This window comes from Atlantibacter sp. RC6 (assembly GCF_014193285.1).
Lineage (GTDB): Bacteria > Pseudomonadota > Gammaproteobacteria > Enterobacterales > Enterobacteriaceae > Atlantibacter.
Map to the genome: position 1 here is coordinate 70928 of NZ_JACHZE010000010.1, position 23836 is coordinate 94763.

At 55.1% G+C, this 23836-nt stretch carries 21 protein-coding genes, 1 tRNA gene and 2 other RNA genes; 10 read left to right on the forward strand and 14 right to left on the reverse strand.

Annotation, left to right across the window (positions count from 1 at the left end):
• Window positions 1-457: 457 nt before the first annotated feature.
• From FHW74_RS18790 to FHW74_RS18805, 4 genes are all read right to left on the reverse strand, one after another.
• Entirely contained in the window at window positions 458-1423 is a 966-nt protein-coding gene (locus FHW74_RS18790) for an ABC transporter permease (protein ID WP_183171875.1), read from the reverse strand.
• Window positions 1420-2400: an ABC transporter permease gene (locus tag FHW74_RS18795; RefSeq protein ID WP_183171876.1), complete on the reverse strand. Its 981-nt coding sequence runs from the start codon at window positions 2398-2400 to the stop codon at window positions 1420-1422. The genes FHW74_RS18790 and FHW74_RS18795 overlap by 4 nt, the downstream gene beginning before the upstream one ends.
• The gene (locus FHW74_RS18800) at window positions 2393-3874 is read right to left on the reverse strand and encodes a sugar ABC transporter ATP-binding protein (protein WP_183171877.1); all 1482 of its coding nucleotides are present in this window, start codon (window positions 3872-3874) and stop codon (window positions 2393-2395) included. The genes FHW74_RS18795 and FHW74_RS18800 overlap by 8 nt, the downstream gene beginning before the upstream one ends.
• Window positions 3875-3978: 104 nt before the next feature.
• Window positions 3979-4911, reverse strand: coding sequence for an autoinducer 2 ABC transporter substrate-binding protein (locus tag FHW74_RS18805; RefSeq protein ID WP_370528052.1), 933 nt, complete (start codon window positions 4909-4911; stop codon window positions 3979-3981).
• A 671-nt stretch (window positions 4912-5582) separates the two neighbouring features.
• Between FHW74_RS18805 and flhB the strand changes: the two genes are divergently transcribed.
• The 5 genes from flhB (at window position 5583) to FHW74_RS18830 (ending at window position 12183) form a co-directional block, all read left to right on the forward strand.
• A complete protein-coding gene (gene flhB / locus FHW74_RS18810) occupies window positions 5583-6734 on the forward strand; it encodes a flagellar biosynthesis protein FlhB (RefSeq protein WP_183171879.1) in 1152 nt (383 codons plus the stop codon).
• Window positions 6727-8805, forward strand: coding sequence for a flagellar biosynthesis protein FlhA (flhA, locus tag FHW74_RS18815; RefSeq protein WP_183171880.1), 2079 nt, complete (start codon window positions 6727-6729; stop codon window positions 8803-8805). The genes flhB and flhA overlap by 8 nt, the downstream gene beginning before the upstream one ends.
• The gene (locus FHW74_RS18820; protein ID WP_183171881.1) at window positions 8805-9197 is read left to right on the forward strand and encodes a flagellar protein FlhE; all 393 of its coding nucleotides are present in this window, start codon (window positions 8805-8807) and stop codon (window positions 9195-9197) included. Before flhA ends, FHW74_RS18820 begins: the two co-directional genes overlap by 1 nt.
• 279 nt (window positions 9198-9476) lie before the next feature.
• Window positions 9477-11033 carry an MFS transporter gene (locus FHW74_RS18825; protein WP_183171882.1) on the forward strand — a complete coding sequence of 519 codons (1557 nt, stop codon included), beginning with the start codon at window positions 9477-9479 and terminating at the stop codon, window positions 11031-11033.
• A gap of 10 nt (window positions 11034-11043) precedes the next feature.
• Window positions 11044-12183 (forward strand): glycoside hydrolase family 105 protein, encoded by a 1140-nt coding sequence (locus FHW74_RS18830; protein ID WP_183171883.1) that lies wholly within the window; start codon window positions 11044-11046, stop codon window positions 12181-12183.
• Window positions 12184-12234: 51 nt separating this feature from the next.
• Here FHW74_RS18830 and FHW74_RS18835 read toward each other — a convergent pair whose 3' ends face one another.
• From FHW74_RS18835 to celB, 5 genes are read right to left on the reverse strand one after another with little or no spacing between them, the layout of a single operon-like run.
• Window positions 12235-12546 (reverse strand): PTS lactose/cellobiose transporter subunit IIA, encoded by a 312-nt coding sequence (locus FHW74_RS18835; protein ID WP_183171884.1) that lies wholly within the window; start codon window positions 12544-12546, stop codon window positions 12235-12237.
• A 1-nt stretch (window position 12547) separates the two neighbouring features.
• Window positions 12548-12859, reverse strand: coding sequence for a PTS sugar transporter subunit IIB (locus FHW74_RS18840; RefSeq protein WP_183171885.1), 312 nt, complete (start codon window positions 12857-12859; stop codon window positions 12548-12550).
• Window position 12860: 1 nt separating this feature from the next.
• On the reverse strand, window positions 12861-14333 hold the full coding sequence (locus FHW74_RS18845) for a M17 family metallopeptidase (protein WP_183171886.1): 1473 nt from the start codon (window positions 14331-14333) through the stop codon (window positions 12861-12863).
• Entirely contained in the window at window positions 14326-15291 is a 966-nt protein-coding gene (locus FHW74_RS18850) for a N(4)-(beta-N-acetylglucosaminyl)-L-asparaginase (RefSeq protein WP_183171887.1), read from the reverse strand. The genes FHW74_RS18845 and FHW74_RS18850 overlap by 8 nt, the downstream gene beginning before the upstream one ends.
• A 14-nt stretch (window positions 15292-15305) precedes the next feature.
• Window positions 15306-16589: a PTS cellobiose transporter subunit IIC gene (gene celB, locus FHW74_RS18855; RefSeq protein WP_183171888.1), complete on the reverse strand. Its 1284-nt coding sequence runs from the start codon at window positions 16587-16589 to the stop codon at window positions 15306-15308.
• A 176-nt stretch (window positions 16590-16765) separates the two neighbouring features.
• On the opposite strand from celB, the gene FHW74_RS18860 reads away from it, so the two are divergent.
• Window positions 16766-17638, forward strand: a complete 873-nt coding sequence (locus FHW74_RS18860; RefSeq protein WP_183171889.1) for a helix-turn-helix domain-containing protein — start codon at window positions 16766-16768, stop codon at window positions 17636-17638.
• 29 nt (window positions 17639-17667) lie between these two features.
• On the opposite strand, the gene FHW74_RS18865 is transcribed toward FHW74_RS18860, so the two are convergent.
• On the reverse strand, window positions 17668-18252 hold the full coding sequence (locus FHW74_RS18865) for an NUDIX domain-containing protein (RefSeq protein WP_183171890.1): 585 nt from the start codon (window positions 18250-18252) through the stop codon (window positions 17668-17670).
• 88 nt (window positions 18253-18340) lie between these two features.
• Here FHW74_RS18865 and FHW74_RS18870 point away from each other — a divergent pair, with 88 nt between their 5' ends.
• Entirely contained in the window at window positions 18341-19096 is a 756-nt protein-coding gene (locus tag FHW74_RS18870; protein ID WP_183171891.1) for a DeoR/GlpR family DNA-binding transcription regulator, read from the forward strand.
• Between the two features lie 216 nt (window positions 19097-19312).
• Here FHW74_RS18870 and FHW74_RS18875 read toward each other — a convergent pair whose 3' ends face one another.
• From FHW74_RS18875 to FHW74_RS18890, 4 genes are all read right to left on the reverse strand, one after another.
• Window positions 19313-20194 (reverse strand): DMT family transporter, encoded by an 882-nt coding sequence (locus tag FHW74_RS18875; RefSeq protein ID WP_183171892.1) that lies wholly within the window; start codon window positions 20192-20194, stop codon window positions 19313-19315.
• Between the two features lie 588 nt (window positions 20195-20782).
• Window positions 20783-20917: non-coding RNA, RtT sRNA (locus FHW74_RS18880), on the reverse strand.
• Between the two features lie 42 nt (window positions 20918-20959).
• A non-coding RNA gene (locus FHW74_RS18885) (RtT sRNA) lies at window positions 20960-21092 on the reverse strand.
• A 41-nt stretch (window positions 21093-21133) separates the two neighbouring features.
• Window positions 21134-21221 (reverse strand) — tRNA-Ser (locus tag FHW74_RS18890).
• A 204-nt stretch (window positions 21222-21425) separates the two neighbouring features.
• On the opposite strand from FHW74_RS18890, the gene ghrA reads away from it, so the two are divergent.
• The 3 genes from ghrA to FHW74_RS18905 all read left to right on the forward strand — a co-directional run bounded on the left by ghrA (window position 21426) and on the right by FHW74_RS18905 (window position 23770).
• Complete coding sequence (gene ghrA / locus FHW74_RS18895; RefSeq protein ID WP_183171893.1) at window positions 21426-22367, forward strand: glyoxylate/hydroxypyruvate reductase GhrA; 942 nt, start codon at window positions 21426-21428, stop codon at window positions 22365-22367.
• A gap of 87 nt (window positions 22368-22454) precedes the next feature.
• The gene (locus FHW74_RS18900) at window positions 22455-23192 is read left to right on the forward strand and encodes a phosphatase (protein ID WP_183171894.1); all 738 of its coding nucleotides are present in this window, start codon (window positions 22455-22457) and stop codon (window positions 23190-23192) included.
• A gap of 20 nt (window positions 23193-23212) precedes the next feature.
• Window positions 23213-23770 (forward strand): molecular chaperone, encoded by a 558-nt coding sequence (locus FHW74_RS18905; RefSeq protein ID WP_183171895.1) that lies wholly within the window; start codon window positions 23213-23215, stop codon window positions 23768-23770.
• Window positions 23771-23836 lie beyond the last annotated feature (66 nt).

Here is a 23836-nt window from a genome sequence, read left to right on the forward strand (position 1 = left end):
TTGTTTTGTCTTTTTATTCATCTGGTGTATTAATTGTAAATTCAAATGCATATGGCTGAAAAATTTTGACATAATTTAAATGGTGTTCTTAATGCCAGCGCGGAGTTTTCTGAAGGGCTGAATCTTGGATCTAATCTGAATCAAAAGCCATATCAATAATTAATTTTATCATGAATAAGTGTGTTTTAAGAATAAATAAAATTATTTATTAGCCTGGAGCTTTGCATTGCCCGCTAATATTTGCCACAGTAATCAATCTAATTTTTCGGAAAACAATTAGCATGGAATTATGTCTTCAATAGATACAATTACATTAATTGTCCGAAAAATGATTAATTAAACATGTTACTCATCAATGCTACGCAGAGTCCAATTGATTGCTAATTATTGCAGCATTTTTATCGCGGTTTTTAATAGTCAGGCCGTCCTTAAACAACGGCCTGAATTTTTATTTGTTTCACACCCGCCCAAACAACCTCGTCACATTCACCCCTTTCAAAAAGATAAACGCCAGCAGCAGCCCGCCCCACAGGGCCATGGTGATATAACTGCTCACGCCGAGGATATTCAGACCGCTCTCCAGCATTTGCAGCAAGATCAGCGCCATCACCATGCCAAACACTTTACCGAAGCCGCCGTCCGGGTTAATCCCTCCCAATACCGCCGCCAGAATCGACACCAGCAGATAGGACTCGCCATACGAGGCTTTGGCTGAGTTGAGTTTTGACATCATCAACAGCCCGGCAATCACGCACAGCACCGATGACAGGATATAGACCCAGATCAGCGTCTTGCGGGTGTTAATCCCCGAATAGTGGCTGGCCTGTTCGTTTGAGCCAATCAGGTAGATGGTGCGTCCGAAAGCGGATTTCTCAAGGATAATCCACATCACCATCACCACCGCAATGAACACCAGCAGCGGCGTAGGGATGCCAAGGATGCTGGAGCTATTGATCGACAAGATATAGTCGGGGAAGTTGGTGATCGACGAGCCGCGGGAAATCACGATATTGATACCGTTTAACAACGTCATGATCCCAAGCGTGGCCAGGATCGGCGAGACCCGCACCACGGCAATCAACATGCCGTTGATAACGCCGATCACCAGCGCGGTGGCAAAGCCGGATAGCAGCACCAGCACTACAGCAAGCGCACCCGGCGGGTAGTGCGTCGCCACCCACGCCATAATCAGCGCGCAGGCGTTCATGGTGGCGATAATCGACAGGTTAATCCCGCCGGTCAGCATGGTGACCGCCATTGCCAGCGCCAGCACGCCGAGGATCGGCATCTGCGACGCTATGGACTGGAAGTTGGCGGCTGACCAGAACACATTCGGGATCAGAAAACTGAACGCCAGCACGGTCACGCCAATCAGCACGCTCAGGTAGATTTCAACGTTATCTTTGATTTTGCGATTGCTCATAGCGCGACTCCCTGGGTTTTACGCTGGCCCCACGCGGTGGTGCTGATACTGATCACAATCACCAGGCCGGTGACGACGGTGTGCCAGTAAGATGAGATCCCGAGTAAATTGAGGCCGTTCTGCAACACCGCCAGCAGGATCACCCCCAACAGCGTGCCGAGTAGCGTGCCACGCCCGCCGATAATACTGGTGCCGCCCAGTACCACCGCGGCCAGTACCGTTAGCTCATAACCCAGCAGCGAATCGGGCGCGACGGTCAGTACGGTGGCGGATTGCACCACGCCCGCGACGCCGGACATCAGCCCCATATAGCCATACACGAACAGTTGCAGTTTAAAAATGCCGAACCCCATGCGCGACGCGGCTTCCCGGTTGCCGCCCATGGCGTAAATCATGCGCCCGATGCTGGTTTTGTTCATGATGATGCCGGTAAGCGCCACCACTACGATAAGCGTCAGGATTTGCAGACTCAGGCCGTAGTCATAGCCGTCGGCGGCGGTGAATTTAAACAGCATCACGCCCTGTTCAAACCATTCAGGGTAGCTATACAACCAGACCCCTTTGGTGAGATACAGCAGCAGGCCATAAAAGATATTCAGCGTGGAAATAGTAATGATGATCGACGGGACGCTCAGCCGGTTCACCAGGATGGCGTTAACCACGCCCAGCATCAGCCCAATACCGCCGCTGAGGGCGAAGGCGAGGGCAAAGTTGCCGGTGGTGTTCTGGATAAGCGTCACCATCACGTACTGCGAGATAATGGTCATAGCGGGGAAAGAGATATCAATCCCCCCAGAAATCAACACGATAAACAGTCCGCATGCCAGAATCGTCAGCATGGCGTAGTTGTTGATTAAATCGTAGATGTTACCCAGTGTCATAAAATCGGGGCTGGCAAACGTCAGGTAGCCGCCGATGATGAGGATGGTGATCCCCAAAAAGAGTTCATGCTTTTTTATGCCGAATTTATTAACCATTGACGACCTCTGCTAACTCGGCTTCCGTGGTTTTTGAAGGCCAAAACTCCGCCGTCATTTCCCCTTTGCGCATCACCAGAATGCGGTGGCTGTTAAAAAACGCTTCGTCGATCTCATCGGTAACCATCAGCACCGCAATGCCGTGCTGCGCTAACGCGTTAACGATTTGGTAAATCCCCGCTTTGTTGGCGATATCCACACCCACGGTGGGGGAGTCGAGAATTAACACTTTCGGATTAATGGCCAGCCATTTAGCGATGGCGACGCGCTGAGCGTTGCCGCCGGACAGGGTATTCACCGGATGGTGAACGCTGCCGATTTTGATGGTGAGCTGTTTGACCAAATCCTCCACCACCGCATCGGATTTACGTCGATCCAGCAGCCGCCACGCCGTCTTCAGCCGCGACAGCACGGTAGAGATAATATTGTCATTGATGGATTGCGCCATCACCAGGCCGGTGCCCATGCGGTCTTCAGAAACGTAACCGATCCCCGCCTTGATGGCGTCGCGGTTGCTTTTAAAGTTGACCGGCTGGCCGTCGATGAGAATTTCACCGCGATCCGGACGCGTCAGGCCAAACAGGCTCAGGCACAGTTCGGTACGCCCTGCGCCCAACAGCCCGGTGATGGCCACGATTTCGCCCTTATGCACTCGCAGCGATACGTCGTAATATTCGTCCTCGCGGCTTAAGTGCTTAACCTCCAGCGCCACGTCGCCGAGCTGCTCCCGGGGCGTCAGGCATTGATAAGAGAACGCCAGCCCGGTCATCAGAAACGCCAGCTTTTTATTATCGACCTCCGCTGCCGGGTAGGTGCCGATCAGCTTGCCGTCTTTCAGCACCGTGATGCGATCGGAAATCGCCATCACCTCTACCAGACGGTGGCTGACGAAGACCACGCAGATCTGGCGCTGTTTGAGATCGTTAACCACTTTAAGCAGGCCTTTGACTTCCTGCATGGTGAGCGACGCGGTGGGCTCATCCATAATGATCAACCTGGCGTCCTGCGCCAGCGCCCGACAGATGGCGACAATCTGGCGTTGCGCGATGGGCAGGGATTCAACGGTAGCGTCGAGATCCAGCGTCGCGCCGATGCTTTGCAGCGTCTTTTCAGCAATCTCGCGAATTTCGCGCTGATTCACCCAGGACTTTTTATGGTACTGGTGAATAGCGATGTTTTCGGCCACCGTCAGGTTGGGAAACAGCGACAGATCCTGATAAATCACCTGGATGCCCGCTTTGACCGAATCGACAGGGGAGAGACGGGAAACGGGTGTGCCGTCAATCTCAATCTGCGCGCCGGGGTCGGGTTGATACACGCCGGAAATGATTTTAATCAGGGTCGATTTACCGCAGCCGTTTTGTCCGGCCAGGCAATGCACTTCTCCGGGCAACAGGGTCAGCGCGACGTTATCCAGCGCCTTAACGCCGTAAAACGTTTTGCTGATGTTGGCCAGCGAAATAAAAGGCTTCATGACCACCTCACAGAAACAATTATCGCCGGGCGTGGGAGCGCCCGGCGAACAGGTACACAATCGGCGCTGGCGCAGGGATTACGCGCGCCGGAGCAACGTCCTGATTAATAAAGGCTATCGATATTGTCTTTCGTCACGCGCAGCACGTTGTGGAATTTGATGATGCGTTTATCAGTATCCACGTCGGCTTTGCCCAGTTTCGGAATGTCGAGGCCGGGTTTAATCTCTTCGCCCTTGATGACTTTATCCGCGACCGCAGTCAGCGCATAGCCTGCGGTGGCCGGGTCATAGGTCACGCCCATGGTGATATCGCCGCTCTTGATAAGCGATGCCGCCTGTGACGGGATCATCATGCCGAACACGAACACTTTGCCGCGCGCGCGTTTCTCTTTCACAGCGCGACCTGCGCCGATCGGGCCCTGGGAACCGAAGGAGATCACACCTTTCAGGTCAGGGTGCGCTTTCATCAGATCGAGGGTGGTGCGACGGGCGTCATCGATGTTTTCCGCCACCGGCATACGGGTGGTGACTTCATGCATGTCCGGGTAATGCTCTTTCTGGTATTTAACGAACAGGTCCGCCCACAGGTTATGTTGAGGCACGGTCAGGCCGCCGACGTAAATCACATAGCCGCCTTTGCCGCCCATCGCTTTCGCCATCTCTTCTACGTTATCGGCCGCGAATTTTTCGTTATCAATGATCTCGACGTCCCAGTTAGCGGACGGCTGCCCCGGGGATTCGTTGGTCAGCACGACGATGCCCTGATCGCGCGCTTTCTTGAACACCGGCTCCAGCACGTTGGCGTCGTTCGGGACAATAGTGATGGCGGAGACTTTTTTGGCAATCAGGTCTTCAATAATTTTGACCTGCTGCGGGGCGTCGGTACTGGAAGGGCCGACCTGATAGGCGTTGATGCCTAAATCTTTTCCGGCGTTGGTGACGCCTTCGCCCATGCGGTTAAACCAGGGCATCCCGGCGATTTTAGAAATATTAACGACTTCCACCTCTTTCGCCATTGCGGAAGTGGCGCAAACCATTAAGCCGAGAACGCTGGCGGATAATAATTGTTTTAAATTCATCTTACTCATCGAACACCTCTGAATGGTGACATAAGTTATAGGGTTAATGGTGCAAATACGTTGTTACAGGGGTGAGTCGCTGTTATGTGATTTAAAGCCGAAGTGAGCCCTTCACAAATTCAAGGCGTGTAGTGGAAATTAACTGCCGGATGAGAGTATCCCTGTTACTCATGCATTCCCTTAAGACACTTCTTATGCGACTTAACGAATGTAGGAGTTACAGGATGAAAAAGTTATGTGTTTTATTGTCATTGTTATGGATAAAACTGTTGCAAAATTGTTTTGAGAAGGTGATCACGTTTGGAGAGGGAACCAGTGCAACGGGTTGCAATTAATGTGCTTTCGATCGGCTGTAAAGCTGGTAAATCTGGGGGTTGTGGAATCGCTTTCACACACATTAACCAGGAAAAAGTTAAATAAACGTGACACGTGTACAATTTTCCTCAGAAATGCATATGGACAAGACTGTTATGGCACTTACGCCGGTTGCGTGTTCCGATCCCAGCGCTACGCCGCCGCGCATGACTTAATTTAAATCCTGAATTCCTCGCGTTTCCATCCGCTTTTCCGGCGATTGAATTGGGGCCTCGTTACGCATAATGGCGGTATGACATTACGGAACCTCCATTGTGGCTGAAGATAGCGACCAGGAAAAAACAGAGGCCCCCACACCCCACCGACTTGATAAGGCGCGTGAAGAGGGGCAGATCCCCCGTTCCCGTGAACTGACCTCGCTGCTGATGCTGCTGGTGGGGATCAGCATTCTGTGGATCGGCGGAGGGCCTGTGGCCCGCAAACTGGCGGCGATGCTCACGGCTGGCCTGCATTTCGACCACAGTATCATCAATGATCCCGGTCTTATCGTTAGCCAAATCAGTAACCTGATTCAACAGGCTATGCTGGCTCTGCTTCCGCTGCTGGTTGGCCTGATTCTGGTGGCGTTGGCCGCGCCGATGCTGCTGGGCGGCGTGCTGTTCAGCGCCAAATCCCTGGCGTTTAACCCAGGCAAACTCAATCCCATCGCCGGGATCAAACGGCTGTTCTCCGCCCAGGCGCTGGCAGAGCTGGTCAAGGCAGTGCTGAAAGCCACGCTGGTGGGCAGCGTCACGGCCTGGTACCTGATGCATAACTGGCCCGAGATGCTGCGGCTGGTCAGCGAAGCGCCCATCGCCGCGCTGGGCAACTCCCTGAATCTGGTGGCGCTGTGTGGCTTGCTGATCGTATTGGGCCTGATCCCAATGGTTGGCTTTGACGTGTTCTGGCAAATCTACAGTCACATCAAAAAACTGCGCATGACCCGCCAGGATATCCGCGATGAATTCAAAGATCAGGAAGGCGACCCGCATGTGAAAGGGCGCATCCGCCAACAGCAACGTGCCGCCGCGCGCCGTCGCATGATGTCCGACGTGCCGAAAGCCGATGTGATCGTCACCAACCCGACCCACTACGCCGTGGCGCTCAAGTACGACGAAAACAAAATGAGCGCGCCCAAAGTACTGGCGAAGGGCGCGGGCCTGGTGGCGTTGCGCATCCGTGAAATCGGCAATGAACACCGCATCCCGATGCTGGAAGCCCCGCCGCTGGCGCGCGCGCTCTGGCGTCATGCTGAAATCGGCCAGCAGATCCCCGGCCAGCTGTACGCCGCCGTGGCGGAAGTGCTGGCATGGGTCTGGCAATTAAAACGCTGGCGACTGGCTGGCGGACTGATCCCCAAAAAACCGCAAAACTTACCGGTGCCTGAGGCGCTGGACTTTATGAATGAGAAGGACACCGATGGCTAATCTGGTGGCGATGCTGCGCCTGCCCAGCAATTTGAAAACAACCCAATGGCAGATCCTGGCCGGGCCGGTTCTGATCATGCTGATCCTGTCGATGATGGTCTTGCCGCTACCGGCTTTCGTCCTCGATCTGCTGTTTACTTTCAATATTGCCCTGTCGATTATGGTGCTGCTGGTGGCGATGTTCACCCAGCGTACCCTGGAATTCGCGGCATTCCCGACGATCCTGCTGTTCACCACCTTGCTGCGCCTGGCGCTCAACATCGCCTCTACGCGTATCATCCTGATGGAAGGCCATACCGGCGGCGCGGCGGCGGGTAAAGTGGTCGAGGCCTTTGGTCACTTCCTGGTGGGCGGTAACTTCGCGGTGGGGATCGTGGTGTTTATCATCCTGGTGATCATCAACTTTATGGTTATTACCAAGGGTGCCGGGCGTATCGCGGAAGTGGGCGCTCGTTTCGTGCTCGACGGGATGCCGGGTAAACAGATGGCGATCGACGCCGACCTCAACGCCGGGATTATCGGCGAAGATGAAGCCAAAAAGCGCCGCTCCGAAGTGACCCAGGAAGCCGATTTCTACGGCTCCATGGATGGTGCCAGTAAATTCGTGCGCGGCGACGCCGTGGCGGGGCTGTTGATCATGGTAATCAACATCGTCGGCGGCCTGCTGGTGGGGGTGATCCAACACGGCATGCCGATGGCGCAGGCAGCGGAAAGCTACACCCTGCTGACCATCGGTGATGGCCTGGTGGCGCAGATCCCGGCGCTGGTCATTTCGACCGCCGCCGGCGTGATCGTGACTCGCGTGAGTACCGAGCAGGACGTCGGCGAGCAGATGGTCGGCCAGCTGTTCAGCAACCCGCGGGTGATGCTGCTCAGCGCCGCCGTGCTCGGGCTGCTGGGCCTGGTGCCGGGCATGCCCAATCTGGTGTTCCTGCTGTTTACCGTGGCGCTGCTGGCCCTGGCCTGGTGGATGCGCGGAAGAGAGACCGCGGAAGCCCCCGCGCCGCAGCAGGTTAAAGCGCCGGAGAACCCCCAGGCCGTAGAAGCGACCTGGAGCGACGTGCAACTGGAAGATCCGTTAGGCATGGAAGTGGGTTACCGGCTGATCCCAATGGTGGATTTCCAGCAGGACGGCGAACTGTTAGGCCGCATCCGCAGCATTCGTAAAAAATTCGCCCAGGATATGGGCTTCCTGCCGCCGGTGGTGCATATCCGCGACAATATGGATCTCCCCCCGGCGCGCTATCGCATTCTGATGAAAGGCGTGGAAATTGGCAGCGGCGACGCCTATCCGGGCCGCTGGCTGGCGATTAACCCCGGCACCGCCGCAGGCACTCTGCCGGGCGAGCAAACCATCGACCCGGCCTTCGGCCTGGCGGCGATCTGGATTGAAAGCGCCCTGAAAGAGCAGGCGCAAATCCAGGGCTTTACCGTGGTGGAAGCCAGTACCGTGGTGGCAACCCATCTCAACCATCTTATCGGCCAGTACGCGCCGGAGCTGTTTGGCCGCCAGGAGGCGCAGCAGCTGCTCGACCGCGTCACCCAGGATATGCCGAAGCTGACCGAGGATTTAGTGCCTGGCGTGATCACCCTCACCACGCTGCATAAAGTGCTGCAAAGTTTGCTGGCCGAAAAAGTGCCAATCCGCGATATGCGCACCATTATTGAAACCCTGGCGGAGCACGCGCCGTTGCAGAACGATCCCCATGAACTGACTACCGTGGTACGCGTAGCGCTGGGCCGCGCCATCACCCAGCAGTGGTTCCCGGGCAGCGGGGAAGTGCAGGTGATCGGTCTGGATACCGCGCTGGAGCGTCTGCTGCTCCAGGCCCTGCAGGGCGGCGGCGGGCTGGAGCCGGGCCTGGCGGATCGCCTGCTGGAACAGGCGCAGGAAGCGTTGCAGCGCCAGGAGATGTTAGGCGCGCCGCCGGTGCTGCTGGTGAACCATGCGCTGCGCCCGCTGCTGTCGCGCTTTTTACGCCGCACGCTGTCGCAACTGGTGGTGCTCTCCAACATGGAATTGTCGGAGAACCGCAACATCCGGATGACCGCGATTATTGGAGGTAAATAATGCGTCTACTGGTGGGATTACTGTGGCTCGCGCCGCTGCTGGCTCACGCGGCGGAAGGCGCATGGCAGAGCAGCGCGGTGGGAGCGACGCTCTCCTGGCGCGGCCAGGCGGTCTCTTCGCCGCCGCTGGCGCCCGCTCAGCCGGTCTCCGGTTTAATGACTCTGGTGGCCTGGCGCTATGAACTTACTGGCCCCATGCCCGCCGGATTGCAGGTGAGGTTATGTACGTCTAACCACTGTGTGCCGATTGAAGGGCAGAGCGGGACCACGCAAGGTTTTGCTCACATCGCCGCCAGCGAACCGCTGCGATTTATCTGGGAGGTGCCCGGCGGCGGCAAACTGTTCCCGGTGCTGCGGGTGCGTTCCAACCAGGTGATCGTGAACTACCACTAAACACGCCTTTTTATCAGCTTGTTAAAACCCGCTTCGGCGGGTTTTCTTTTTTTTCTGTCCATTTCAATACACTTGACCGATAAAAACGAACCGCTGTTTCACAATAGTGAGATAGAAACGTGATTTCTTTGTATTATTGCCGTCTTGTGTAACGCCGTGGCGAAAATACAAAGGTTTCCCGGCTGCGCTGATTTTACTTTAGGCATGAAAGATTTCATGCAGACCCTAACAGGGCCGTGACTTGTAATCTCCCTCATTACATTTAACGGGGTGACGGCAATGAAAAAACGTAAAATTGGACTGGCAAATTATCTGGCTTACGGCTCAGGCGATTTCCTTGGCGCAGGGACGACGGCGCTGACCGCCGCCTGGCTGCTGTATTTTTACACCACCTTTTGTGGCCTTACGCCCGTTGAGGCGACCTTTATCTTTGCGATGGCCAGGGTGCTGGACGCCGTCGTCAGTCCATTAATGGGTTTCCTGACCGATAACTTCGGCTCGACCTGGCTCGGCCGACGCTTTGGCCGGCGCAAATTCTTTATCCTGCTCGGGATCCCACTGGTGTTTAGCTACACCTTTATGTGGGTGGGCGGAATGGGCTACGGGTATTACCTGGCGACCTATCTGATTTTCGATGTGGTGTACACCATGATTCTGGTGCCTTATGAAACCCTGGTGCCGGAAATGACCGATGATTTCAAACAGAAAACCAAGTTTTCCGGCGCGCGGATTTCAATGGCGCAGCTCTCGGCCATCCTGGCCGCCTTCCTGCCGGGCATCCTGCTCAATATCTTCGGCAAGGACAACGCCATCTCCTTTTTCTACGCCAGTGTGGTATTCGCCACGCTGTGCGCCATTGTGCTGACGCTGGTGTGGTGCTTTACCTGGGAAAGGCCGCGTGCGGAGTGGACCGAAGCGGCGCTGCGTGCGGAGCAGGAAAAGAAAAACCTCACCTTTATGCAAAGTATGAAGCGGCTGAATATCGAATTAACCTCAACGCTGCGGATTAAAATATTTCGTCAGCATCTGGGGATGTATCTCGGGGGGTACATCGCCCAGGACGTGTTTAACGCCGTGTTTACTTACTACGTGGTTTTCGTGCTGATGCAGAGCGCCTCGCTGGCCTCTAACCTGATGGGCGTGATGGCGATCATGCAGTTTATCGCGGTGATCGCCATGATCCCGCTGTGCATCAAGTTTGGCCCCGCGCCTTCTTACCGCGTCGTGGTGGTGCTGTTCGGCCTGAGCGCCATTTCCTACGGCGTGCTGTGGTATGTCGGCTTAAACGATGTTTTTGCGTTGCTATTGTTTATTTCCGGCATCGCCGGGTTAGGGCGTGGCGGCATCAACTATGTGCCGTGGAATACTTACACCTATATTGCCGACGTGGATGAAGCCATCACCGGCCAGCGCCGGGAAGGGATTTTTGCCGGGATCATGACCCTTACCCGCAAGGCGTCCCAGGCGGGGGCGGTGATGCTGGTGGGGATCGTGATGCAGATGTCCGGCTTTGTCTCCGGCCAGGCGACTCAACCGCCCGCCGTGAGCCAGACCATCCTGATGATTTTAAGCGTGGGCACCGTGGTGGTACTGGCCTGTGGCTTCCTGATCTCCCTGCGCTTCAAGCTCAACCTGCACACCCATAGCATACTGCGCGAGGAGACGGCAAAAATGCGCCTCGCTAATCGCCCGGTGCCGGAAGTGATTACCCCACAGGCGCGCGAAACCATCGAAATGCTGGCGGGCATGCCGTATTCAGCGCTCTGGGGCAATAACAATATCGGCTATCTGAACCGCCATAAACCCGCCGTGGCGCAACCTGTTACTTCTCATTAAGGCAAAGCGAATGATTATCTACCCCGTAAAACACAGCCCGCTGTTGCGCCAGCCTGAGCGCATCATCTCCAGGGACGAACTAAAAAATCTCATAAACAAAGTGACCGATAACCTGATCCACATTCACGACGACACGGGCCAGTTTTTGCTGCGGCTGGATGATGGGCGGGTGATTGATACCAAAGGTTGGGCAGGGTGGGAGTGGACACACGGCGTCGGGCTCTACGGTATCTGGCAGTATTATCGTCAGACCGGCGATAAGGGAATGTGCCAGATTATTGACGCCTGGTTTGCCGACCGCTTTGCTGAAGGGACAACCACCAAAAACGTCAATACCATGGCGCCGTTTTTGACCCTGGCGTATCGCTACGAAGAAACACGTAATCCGGAATTTCTCCCCTGGCTGGAAAGCTGGGCCGAATGGGCGATGTACCAGATGCCGCGTACTGATTTTGGCGGTATGCAGCACATTACTCTGGCCGAGGAGAATCATCAGCAGATGTGGGACGACACCCTGATGATGACCGTTCTGCCGCTGACCAAAATCGGCAAATTGCTAAACCGGCCCGAATATTGTGAAGAGGCCACCTATCAGTTCCTGCTGCACGTGCAGAATCTGATGGATCGGGAAACCGGGCTATGGTTTCACGGCTGGAATTATCAGGGACGGCATAATTTTGCCCGTGCGCGCTGGGCGCGGGGCAATAGCTGGTTGACCATCGTGATCCCCGATTTTCTCGAGCTGGTGGATCTGCCGGGAAACAGCGCGGTACGTCGCTATCTGGTGCAGGTGCTGGAAAATCAGGTGGCGGCGCTGGCGAAGTGCCAGGATGAAAGCGGTCTGTGGCATACCTTGCTGGACGATCCGTACTCGTATCTTGAAGCCTCCGCCACGGCGGGGTTTGCTTACGGGATCCTGAAAGGCGTCAGGCAACGCTATCTGCCGAAGCGTTATGCGGAGGTGGCGGAAAAGGCGATTGCCGGGATCATCGAACATATTTCCAGCGACGGCGAACTTCAGCAGGTGTCGTTTGGCACCGGGATGGGGCATGACCTGGCGTTTTACCGCAACATCCCCCAGACCTCGATGCCCTACGGGCAGGCGATGGCGATACTCTGCCTGACGGAGTTTTTACGCACCTACTATTAAGCCAATAAAAAGGGGCCGGGCTTTGCGCCAGGCCCCGCGCAGCAATCGGGATTACGCTGCGATTTTTTGATGCAAGGCGATAATTTCCTGGCCCAACTCCATCAGCATAATGGCATTCATCAGGTGGTCCTGAGCATGCACCATCACCAGATGCACCGGGATTTTTCCGCTGCCTTCATCCATTTCAATCAGCCGGGTTTGCACGTGATGCGCTGATGACAGCGCCTGCTGGGCCTGATGGATGAATTCCTGCGCCTGGGCAAAGTCCTGCTGTTCCCGGGCGCAGCGGATCGCCTGGAAAACCAGGCTGCGGGCGTAGCCCGCGTTGGCAATCAGCTCCATCACCTCATTTTCAAGATCCATGTTATGCCTCATCCATCAGCGCCAGCGCCTGATCGAGTACCTTGTCGCCTTTCATGGTGCCGTAGGCCATCATATCGATGCAGGCGATTTTTTTACCGTGCTGTTGGGCGATTTTCTCGCACTCGGGCAGCTTATAGCGGATCTGCGGGCCCAGCAGCGCCACATCAAATTCAGCGGCGCTGGTTTTATAATCCCGCACCGATTTAGCGCAGATTTCCAGATCCAGCCCGCGCTGGTGTGCTTCGTCCTGCATTTTCTTCACCATCATGCTGGTCGACATGCCCAGATCGCATACCAGAAGGATTTTTTTCATTTTACTGCTCCCGTTTTTCAAGCAAATGCTGGAGTAAAAGTGGTATCGGGCGGCCCGACGCCACGCTGTAACCCTGTTCCCGCCACAGCGCCGTCCCGCTGATGTCCAGATGCGCCCAGGGAATATCGGGCGGACAAAAGCGATTCAGGAACCAGGCGGCGGAAGTACTGATAGCGGCATTGTTGGTCGGCGTGTTGCAGATATCGGCGATGCGGCTCTCCACCTGCGGCGCAAAACGCGCATCCAGCGGCATCGGCCACAGGCTATCGCCGCTGCGATCTGCCGCCGTGGACAAGGCGCGGGTCAGCGACGGATCGTTGCTCCACAGCCCGGTGATGTCGTAGCCCAGGGCTTTGACCACCGCGCCGGTGAGCGTGGCCATATCGATAATGTACTGCGGCGCGTGTTGTTCTTTACGCAACGCGGCGGCCCAGGCAATAGCGTCCGCCAGCACCAGCCGGCCTTCGGCGTCGGTATTGTTGATTTCAACGTTTAAGCCCGAATAGCTGGCGGCGATTTCGCCAGGGCGCATCGCATCCGGCCCCGGCATGTTTTCCGCCAGCGCCAGCACGCCCACCAGACGTACCGGCAACCTGAGTTCCGCCGCCGCCATTAACAGACCAAAAACATTGGCGGCGCCGCACATGTCATACTTCATGGTGTACATGCCTTCGCCGCTTTTCAGCCATAATCCGCCGGTATCGAAGGTAATGCCTTTGCCCACGTACACGCCAAACGGCCCGTCGGCGCAGCCGTCATAATGGATAACCAGCAGCCGGGGCGGATTGCTGGCCCCTTTGCCCACCGCGTGCAGCAGGCCCAGGCCGCGCTGCTGGATTTGCTTTTCGTCCAGCACGTCGCAGCGCAGTTGCGGGTAACACTCAGCCTGGCGAACGATTTCGCTGACCACAAAGGCAGGCGTGCAGCGCTCGGAAGGCAGGTCCGCAAGCCGCCGGGCGGCTATCATCCCTTTGGCGCAGGCGGCGGTCTGGGCGAGCAGGGCGCGGAGCGCGTTTTCCTGGTGGGGCAAACACCACAGCGTGAGTTGGCTCAGGCGCACGGCGTCACTGGCGGCTTGTTTGTATCCCAGATCGCTGACCTGATAGTCCAGGTTGAACAGGCAATGCAGCAGGGAAATCACAATGGCGCGATGCTTTTCATCGTCCATGTCCCAGCGGCTGGTATCCAGCACCAGATGCGGGCTCGAGGTTTTGCGGCACAGCGTGCGTAGCGATGCCGCCAGTTTGTGTGTTAACCCATCCAGCCAGTCGCTGTCGGGCGCGACCGTTACCCGGCCCAACGGCGCACAGCCGAAGGCGCAGTCCGCAACGCTGTGTGTTGCCTGCTGGCATAACGCTTCTTTTAGCGACGCCGTAATATCGCATTGCTGGAACAGCGGGCTGCCCGGCCACGTGAACAGATGCATGTTGTCACACGCCGCTAGCGGTCCGTGGGTGAGATGGTAATTAATCATAATGAGGCTCTCCGATGGGGGCGCGGATCCGCGCAGCGTAATCGCTCATCCACTGTTCGTCCGCTGGGGTGTAGCACGTTTGCCCGTCACGCCGCTCGGCAAGGTAAACGGTGGGCGGGAGGTGTTCATGCGCAACCACGAAGGAAAAGGTTTTGATATTGGTGGCTGCGCCGAATTCGCCGTCCCGGTTCATGCATACCACCGATAAATCGCCGACCCGCCCGAAGCGCGCCATCAATTTATCTTCCAGCTCCAGCACCACGCTATCGGCGGCCCGCTGCGGCGACATCCCGTTTTCCATACGCCGTACAATCTCGTAACTGACGCAGCCTTTCATCAGGTCTTCGCCCACACCGGTGGCGGTGGCGGCGCCGATCTGGCTGTCGCAGTAAAAACCTGAACCAATCACAGGCGAATCCCCGAGACGGCCCCGGCGCTTCATAAACAGGCCGCTGGTGGAGGTGGCGACGCTCATCGAACCATGCTTATCCAGGCCAATCATGCCGACGGTGTCGTGCCCGTCATAGGGGCTTAAGCCCCGGTCGATGGTTTCCCGGCAGCGCTTGCGATAGTGCTGGGTGGCGCGCTCGGTGAGCATGGTTTTGGCGGCAAACCCTTCGCTGAGCGCCCATTCGCGCGCGCCCGCGCCGACCAGCAGGCTGTTAAACCGCTGGCGGCTCAGGGCGTGGGCCACGCGCACCGGGTTGGCGATATCGATTAAATTGCCCACCGCGCCGAAGGCTAAGGTATCGCCGTCCATAAACGCCGCATCCAGTTCCACTTCACCCTGCTCATTGGGCAAACCGCCGTAACCTACCGATTTGTAGAAAGGAAAATCTTCTACTTCTGCAACGGCATCCACTACCGCTCTGGCGGACGTTGCGCCTTGTCTGAGCGCATCACTGGCCTGCACAATCCCTTCCAGCGCCATACGCCACGTTGCAATCATTCCCCACATATCTGTCTCCTGTGTTATTTCTGCGCTTCGGACGCGCAGTACTGCTTATCAACGATCCTCAGGAAAGGCAGATAAAGCATCGCGCCAATCAAAAGATTCAGGATTTGCATCACGCTGCCACTGATATGCCCGGTGACGATAAACCCGCTGATTACCGGCGGCAGCGTCCAGGGAATAAACACGCCGGTGGTCACCGCCACCATCTCCATTTTCATCGCCACGTATTGCACCGTGACCAGCACCAGCGGCACCAGATTAAAGGGGATCAGCATGATGGGATTCATGATGATGGGCAGACCAAACAGGATCGGCTCATTGATGTTAAACACCGACGCGCCTGCACCCAGCCGCGCGACTTCACGCATGCTTTTGCTGCGCGCAAAGATCAGCATGGCGATAACTAATGACAGCGTGGCACCTGCGCCGCCCATCCAGATCATGTCGAAGAACTGCTCGGTAATAATGTGCGGCGGCGTGATGCCTGCCTGAATGGCCGCAATGTTATCGGTCTGGTTTTCCATCCACAGCGGGCGAATGATGCCGTTCACCATCGAACCGGAGTTAATGCCCACCGACCACAACAGGGTTATCGACAGCACGGTCAGCAGCGCGCCCACGTAAGAGGTGCCGAAGTGGCGCACCGGGGTGGCGACTACCTGGTAAATAAACTGGTGGATGGTATTGAACGAGGTGTGCTCGAAGGCGATGCGGATCATCAGTACCAGTACAATCACCGTGAGCGCGGGGATCAGCGCCGCAAAAGACTCCTGAACCGCAGGCGGCACCCCTTCGGGCATTTTGATCACCCAGTTTTTACGCTTCAGGAAGCAGAACAGCTCGGTCCACAGCAGCGAGCCAATCATGGCGACGAACAGGCCCTTGCTGCCGATCCACTCGGTGGGCACAACGGTAATGTTGCCCAGCGCTTCGACCTTGATAAACGGCGTCAGGATCAGGAACGCTACCAGCGCCAGGATCCCGCTGGAAACGCGGTCCTCTTCATAGTGCTCCGCCAGGCGGTAGGCCACCAGAAAGCTGATAAACAGCGACATGGTGGAAAACACGGCGTTGAACGGGATCTCAACGATGTTGCTCCATGTCGCGCCGAAGGTGTGCGCCATAAACTGCTGATAGTGTTGATTCGGGAACGATGAAACGATCAGCAGTACCGAGCCGACGATAATAAAAGGCATAAACGACACGTAGGCGGCGCGTATCGCGCACAAATGACGCTGTTGCGCAGCCTTCGCCGCCAGGGGCATCAGTCTGGCTTCGAGAAATCCCAGGACATTACTCATGGTGTACTCCGTGATTATTTTTTATGATGAACACGTGGTTTACCTCTGCCGAATGCCGCGATTATCAGTGAATCTGTTTGGCATAAATTTGCGTCACTTCACAACATTCCCGCTACACTTAACTAGTCTCATATGATTAGATATCAGCTATGTACTTTCTGATAAGGAAAAGTAGTGTGGAAATTAAGCTGCATGCCAACGCAACGACCACTCCCAGGGTGCGTCGTTATATTCAGGAATCCCCTAAAAGCGACCGTGAACTGGCGCAGGAGCTGGGTATTTCGGTTTCTACCGTTCGCCGCTGGCGCAACAGAACCGATGCAGTGGATCGGACCACTACGCCAAAATCGATACACAAAGTGCTGAGACAAGAACAGAGCGCCGTGATCAACTGGCTGAGACAAACTTTTATTGTGCCGCTGGATGAACTGGTTACGGTGGTGGCCTGCGGAATGCAACAACCCGTGTCGAGGGCGGGGCTGGATCGCTACCTGAGACGGGCGGAAATTGCCCATATGAATGTATTAGGCGCGCGGGTTATGCGCGGGAAAAAAGCCATCAGGAGCGGCGTGTTTCCCGGCAATTTACGGATATTTTATCGGCGTATCAGCCTGTTGCCGCAGGATGGTGGAGAATTTCACGTGCTGTGGGCCGAGGAAGCCGTGAGCGGTTGGCTGGCAGCCCGAGCCTATGCCGGTGCCTCTGCGCAGCTGGTGGCGCACTGGCTCGACGACGTCATTGCCGCTGCGCCGGGCGATATACAATCTGTTGAGACTGAAAATAAAAAGCTGTTCGGTATGGGCGCGGTAAAAGACCATCCCTTACAGACGTGGTGCGCGGAGAAGGGAGTAACCTTGACCGTTAGCGCCGACGACGCCACGGATATTACCCTGCATCTGGAGTGCCGTCTGGCGGAGTTAATCCCGGCTATCGGCGAACTAAGCCTGGATGCGTATCTGCAACAGGTTTGCGAACAGTACAATCGGCAGTGGCCTCAAAAAAAACTAGGCGACCTGACGCCCGTCCAGTTTTGGCAGCAATATCGCTAATCAATAATTGGCTCATGGGGTGTGGTGGACTACATCACCCCTTCGAGCGCCAGGTATTGCAACAGCATAATGGTTTTGGCGTCGACGATTTTTCCCTGTTTAATCGCGATTAAAGCGTCATCAAAATCCAGCTCGACGGTTTCGACGTCTTCACCTTCTTCTTCAATACCGCCGCCTGTGCCGGTGAACTGGCTGGCATCATATTCGGCAATAAAAAAGTGCAGCTTTTCGGTGACGGAACCGGGGCTCATAAACGCCTCAAACACTTTCTGCACATTGTCGAGACGATAGCCGGTTTCTTCTTCCGCTTCCGCTTTGATGCGCGTCTCGGGATCAAGGTTGTCCAGCAACCCGGCGGCCGCTTCCAACAGGAACCCGTCGTGATTGTTGAGGAAAGCCGGGAGACGGAACTGGCGCACCAGGATCACGCTGCGTTTTTCCCGGTTATACAGTAGTACCGTCGCACCGTTGCCCCGATCGTAGGCCTCGCGGCTTTGCCGTTGCCAACGACCATCGCGGCGTAAGAAATCGAAGGTGTATTTTTTCAGTAGATACCAGTCATTGGATAGCGTCTGGCTGCCGAGAAGACGAATTCGCGCATGTTCAGATTGCATTTTGCCACCTCCATCAGTAAGGTGACACGATAACGTGCAAGATCGTGCATAGTCAATTGTGTTCGTGCAAATTCGTGAAGGGAATTTTATGCTCACACCGCAACGTAAAAAGAAGATCCTCGAATTGCTTGCCGACCAGGGGCAGGTGCTGTCAAAGCAGTTGAGCGAAACTTTTGCTGTATCCGAAGATACCATTCGCCGGGACTTGCGCGAGTTGTCCGCAGAAGGACTGTTGCAGCGGGTGCACGGCGGCGCGCTGCCGGCTTCAGCCGCTGTGGCCACTTTTGCGGAACGCAAAAATCTGTCGCTGGACATCAAACAACGGCTTGCCCGCAAAGCGGTGGAGTTGATTTTGCCGGGTCAGGTAGTGCTGATTGACGGCGGCACCACCACCGGTGAACTGGTTAAGCGCCTGCCGCTTGATTTGAACCTTACCGTGGTCACGCATAGCCCGGGGATTGCGCTGGGGCTGATTGACCATCCACATATTGACGTGGTGTTGATCGGCGGGCGGCTTTATAAGCATTCAATTGTCACTGTCGGGGCCGCCACGCTGGAAGGGCTGGCAAAAATTCATGCCGACGTGTGTTTTTTAGGGGTAACTGGCGTGCATGCCGAGGCGGGGCTGACAACAGGCGATTTTGAAGAGTCGTGCATTAAACGCGCGCTCGCAGCACGCGCTGCCGAAACGATTGTGATGGCCTCCCCGGAAAAATTGAATACTGCTTCGCCCTGGGGGATTGGGGATATTTCACTGGTTAATACGCTGGTGGTGGCGAAGGAGACGCAAGAAGAGGTGCTGAGGCCGTTTGCGGAGCGAGGGATTGGAGTGGTTAGGGGGTAGGGTGGGTGATTTAGTTACAACATACTTTTTTAGTGAACATTTAACGCGGCATGGGTGCTGTTTACGAGCACTTCATGTGTGTCATATACCCTTCGTAGGGTACCCCTAACGCGAAACATTAATGATTGCGAGTCAGCAGTCAAACATCAGAAACGGATATCATAAAATATGATATCCATGATACGTCAATGTCGCTGGGAGCGGTCAGTCAGATTGTCACTTTTTTCCTGAACAAAGAACGATCCCAATAACTATAAGAATTAACGTAACCAGATGGTATGAATGGAAATCCTGGTCCAGTAAAATAATACTCAGTAATCCTCCTGATACAGGGATAATATGAGTAAATATCTCACTTCTGGTTGTGCCGAGGTGTTGCACTCCTTTATTCCAGAAGACATAAGATAGCCAGGAGGGAAATATTACGAGATAAATTGCACCTAAAACAGGATACAAAGATGGAGTTTCCTTAAACATGGTCACATTGCCAATATGATAACAGTATATTAAGTAGACAGGTATCAATATAAGAGTTCCGAGCAATGAACTGAATCCTACAAAAGCAGTATTGCTTACGCGTCTATCTTTCAGACGGAGTAATGCGCAATAGCACGCCCAGCTTAGCGCTGACATAATCGTAAGCATATCGCCAGGACCAAATGATGTTAACTTCCCATTACTTGAATTTGAAAAAGCTAAATAGATGACGCCCGCAGTACTGACGATAACACCTAAAATGTTGCGCAGTGATATTTTTTCCTTGAAAAATAAGGAATTGATCAACAGAACAAGGCAGGGGGTAGTGGATATGTAAATAGAAGCATTCAGTGAACTGGTATACTGTAACCCTATATACAGCGTCAGGGGGAAAAGGATTTGGCCCAGTAGTGCGTAAAGAGCATTAATCTTCAGATTGCTTACTAGCAAATGCCATTCTTTTGAGATGACTTTCCAATATAGCGAAAACATCAGGATGGTGGTTAATCCCCATCTGAAAATACTAAGAGCATATGGATTTATATAGTGAACAAGAACACTTCCCGCAACATAATTCCCGCCCCAAAAAACTGCTGCCAGCGTCAAGAGAATGTAAGGCATAAACGTTACCTGAGTTTTTAGAATATGATGGTTTGAGCACTGGCCGTTTAAATTTTTGTTAGCATTTTATTGACGAGTTATCATAATAACGCTTTGCTGTGTTTAACCGTAGAGTACAGCCCAGGTAAGTCATTATGTCTGTGTTTCGGTTACTCATTTTCAGGTGTTTAAGTATAATATTTTGTGGTTTATGTCACGAACGCAGATTCTTATATTATTTAGATGATAACGTTCCGTTGCTCTGTGTAAATAAAAATGAATGCTGCCAAAGGGTTATTTTCCTGCTTTTAATATGTTGTGTACATCATTGACCACCTCATGGGAATCTTTCAGGAATATGGCGGTGAGGGGAGGATTGACTCGCTTCGCTCGCCGTTACTCGGCCCATCCCTGGGCCTCGCCCCTCCGGGGCCAATGCAGGCGTTGTTTAAAAACGCTCCCGGCGTTTTTGTGCGGGCCTCATGGCCTGCGGCCATTCCGTCCCACTGGCTGCGCCAGTGGTCGAACCCCGGTCGGGGGTTCTCACCCCCCCAGTACGGAGCAGATAAGAAAAAAGCTTATACTTTCGTATGAGCTTTTTTCAAAATATGGCGGTGAGGGGGGATTGACTCGCTTCGCTCGCCCTTCGGGCAGCCTGTTCGCTACGCTCGCAGTCTGTCCCACTGGCTGCGCCGTGGTCGAACCCCGGTCGGGGGTTCTCATCCCCCCCAGTACGGAGCGGATAAGAAAAAAGCTCATACTTTCGTATGAGCTTTTTTCAAAATATGGCGGTGAGGGGGGGATTGACTCGCTTCGCTCGCCCTTCGGGCGTCATGGCCTGCGGCCATTCCGTCCCACTGGCTGCGCCAGTGGTCGAACCCCGGTCGGGGGTTCTCATCCCCCCAGTACGGAGCGGAAAAGAAAAAAGCTCATACTTTCGTATGAGCTTTTTTCAAAATATGGCGGTGAGGGGGGGATTCGAACCCCCGATACGTTGCCGTATACACACTTTCCAGGCGTGCTCCTTCAGCCACTCGGACACCTCACCATATTGTCGCCCCGTTCTGTCCGGGACGGGCGCTAATGTAGGGAAATCCTGCTGTGCCGTCAATCAACTTTTCGCGTTATTGCGCGCGTTTAATCAAACTTCAAACAACCTGATTCTTTAAACAGCAAATTGATGAAATTCAGGGCAATGCGCCTTGCATCTGCTAAGGTTTGCCGCGATCCTGGTATAAAAAGAGGAGACGCTATGGACATCATTTTTTATCACCCCACCTTTGATACGGGGTTCTGGCTCGATAAATTACATCAGGCGCTGCCGCAGGCGCGGGTGCGTGAGTGGAAACCTGGCGATAATGACCATGCAGATTACGCGCTGGTATGGCACCCGCCCGTTGAAATGCTCAGTGGGCGTAAAACCCTGAAAGCCGTTTTTGCGCTGGGCGCGGGCGTGGATTCCATCCTCAGCCAACTGCAAAAACATCCCGATATGTTGCCAGCGGGCGTGCCGCTGTACCGCCTCGAAGATACCGGTATGGCCCTGCAAATGCAGGAGTATGCCGTAAGCCAGGTTCTGCACTGGTTCCGACGCTTTGACGATTATCAGGCGCAGAAACAGCAGGGGGTCTGGAACCCGCTGGACGAGTATACCCGTGAAGATTTTACCCTCGGTATCCTTGGGGCCGGCGTTCTGGGAGGCAAAGTCGCGGAAAGCCTGGTCGCCTGGGGTTTCCCGGTGCGCTGCTGGAGCCGCAGCCGCAAACACTATCCCAACGTTGAAAGCTTCGCAGGCCAGGACGAGCTTGACGCGTTTCTCTCCGGCACCCGGGTGCTGATCAATCTGCTGCCGAATACCCCGGAAACTGTCGGCATTATTAATCATCAGCTGCTCAATAAACTGGCGGATAACGCATACATCATCAACCTGGCGCGCGGCGTGCACCTGGTGGAGGAGGATTTACTGGCCGCACTGGACAGCGGCAAAATTAAAGCGGCAATGCTGGATGTGTTCAGCCGCGAACCGCTGCCCGCCTCCAGCCCGCTCTGGGCGCATCCGCGGGTGACAATCACCCCGCATATCGCCGCCGTAACCCGTCCGCTGGAGGCTATCGCCTATATCCGCGACACCATTACTCGCCTTGATAGCGGCGAGATCCCCGCCGGCCAGGTGGATCTGAAACGCGGCTATTAACAGCCCGCCCGGCGAGCCTCGCCGGGCATTTCGTGAGCTTCAACGCTGAAACTGGTATCCTTAGTGAAAACGTAAGAGGAGAAAACCATGTATCCCGTTGACCTGCATATGCATACCGTCGCCAGTACTCACGCTTACAGCAACCTTCATGACTATATCGCCGCGGCAAAGCAAAACGGCATCAAACTGTTTGCTATTACCGATCACGGCCCTGACATGGCGGATGCGCCGCACCACTGGCACTTTATTAATATGCGTATTTGGCCACGTGTGGTGGATGGCGTAGGGATTTTGCGCGGCATTGAAGCCAATATCAAAAATACCGCGGGCGAGATTGACTGCACCGGCCCGATGCTGGATGCGCTGGATTTTATCATCGCCGGTTTCCACGAGCCGGTATTCCCGCCGCAGGATCGCGATACGCATACCGAAGCGATGATCGCCGCAATGGCTAACGGCGACGTGCATATGATTAGCCACCCCGGCAACCCGAAATTCCCGGTAGATATTGATGCCATCGCCGAAGCCGCTGCGAAGTATCATGTGGCGCTGGAAATCAATAACTCATCCTTTTTGCACTCCCGCAAGGGGAGCGAGGCCAACTGTACCCGCATCGCCGCTGCGGTACGCGACACAGGCGGCTGGCTGGCGCTGGGTTCAGATTCCCATACGGCGTTTACCCTGGGTAATTTCGATGAAAGCCTGAAAATTATCCGCGCCGTTGATTTCCCGGAGGACCGGATCCTTAACGTTACGCCGCGCCGCTTCCTGAATTTCCTTGAATCACGCGGCAGGGCGCCAATCCCTGAATTTGCCGATTTTTAATCCCCCTCAATGGAATGTTTATGAACGAATTTTCTATTATTTGCCGCCTGTTGGGCTCACTTTATTACCGCCATCCCGGCGATCCGGTTATGGCGCCGATTTTCACTCTGATTAAAGAGGGAAAACTGGCGCAGAACTGGCCGCTGGAGCAGGACGAGCTGCTGGCGCGGTTGCAGAAAAGCGTGGACCTGCCCGCGCTGACGGCAGACTACGATGCGCTGTTTGTCGGTGAAGCGTGCCGCGTGCCGCCCTGTGGTTCGCACTGGCAGCAGGAGCAGCAGGAAGCGGATGTCCGGGCTTTTTTGCACGCTCGCGGTATGCCGCTGGGCGAAACGCCTGCCGATCATATCGGCACGCTACTGCTTGCCGCCTCCTGGCTGGAAGATAACGCTGCGGATGACGAGAGCGAAGCGCTGGAAACCCTGTTCGCCGACTATCTGCTGCCGTGGTGTGAGATTTTCTTTGGCAAAGTGGAAGCCAACGCCACAACCCCCTTCTGGCGCACCCTTGCTCAGCTTTCTCGTGAGGCCGTGCTGGCAATGTGGGACGAGTTGACCGAAGAGGGTGAAGAAGAATAGTGATATAAGTCACGTTGCAAATGTAACGACGCCATTCAAATTGCAAATTATGTGCGGCATATCTCA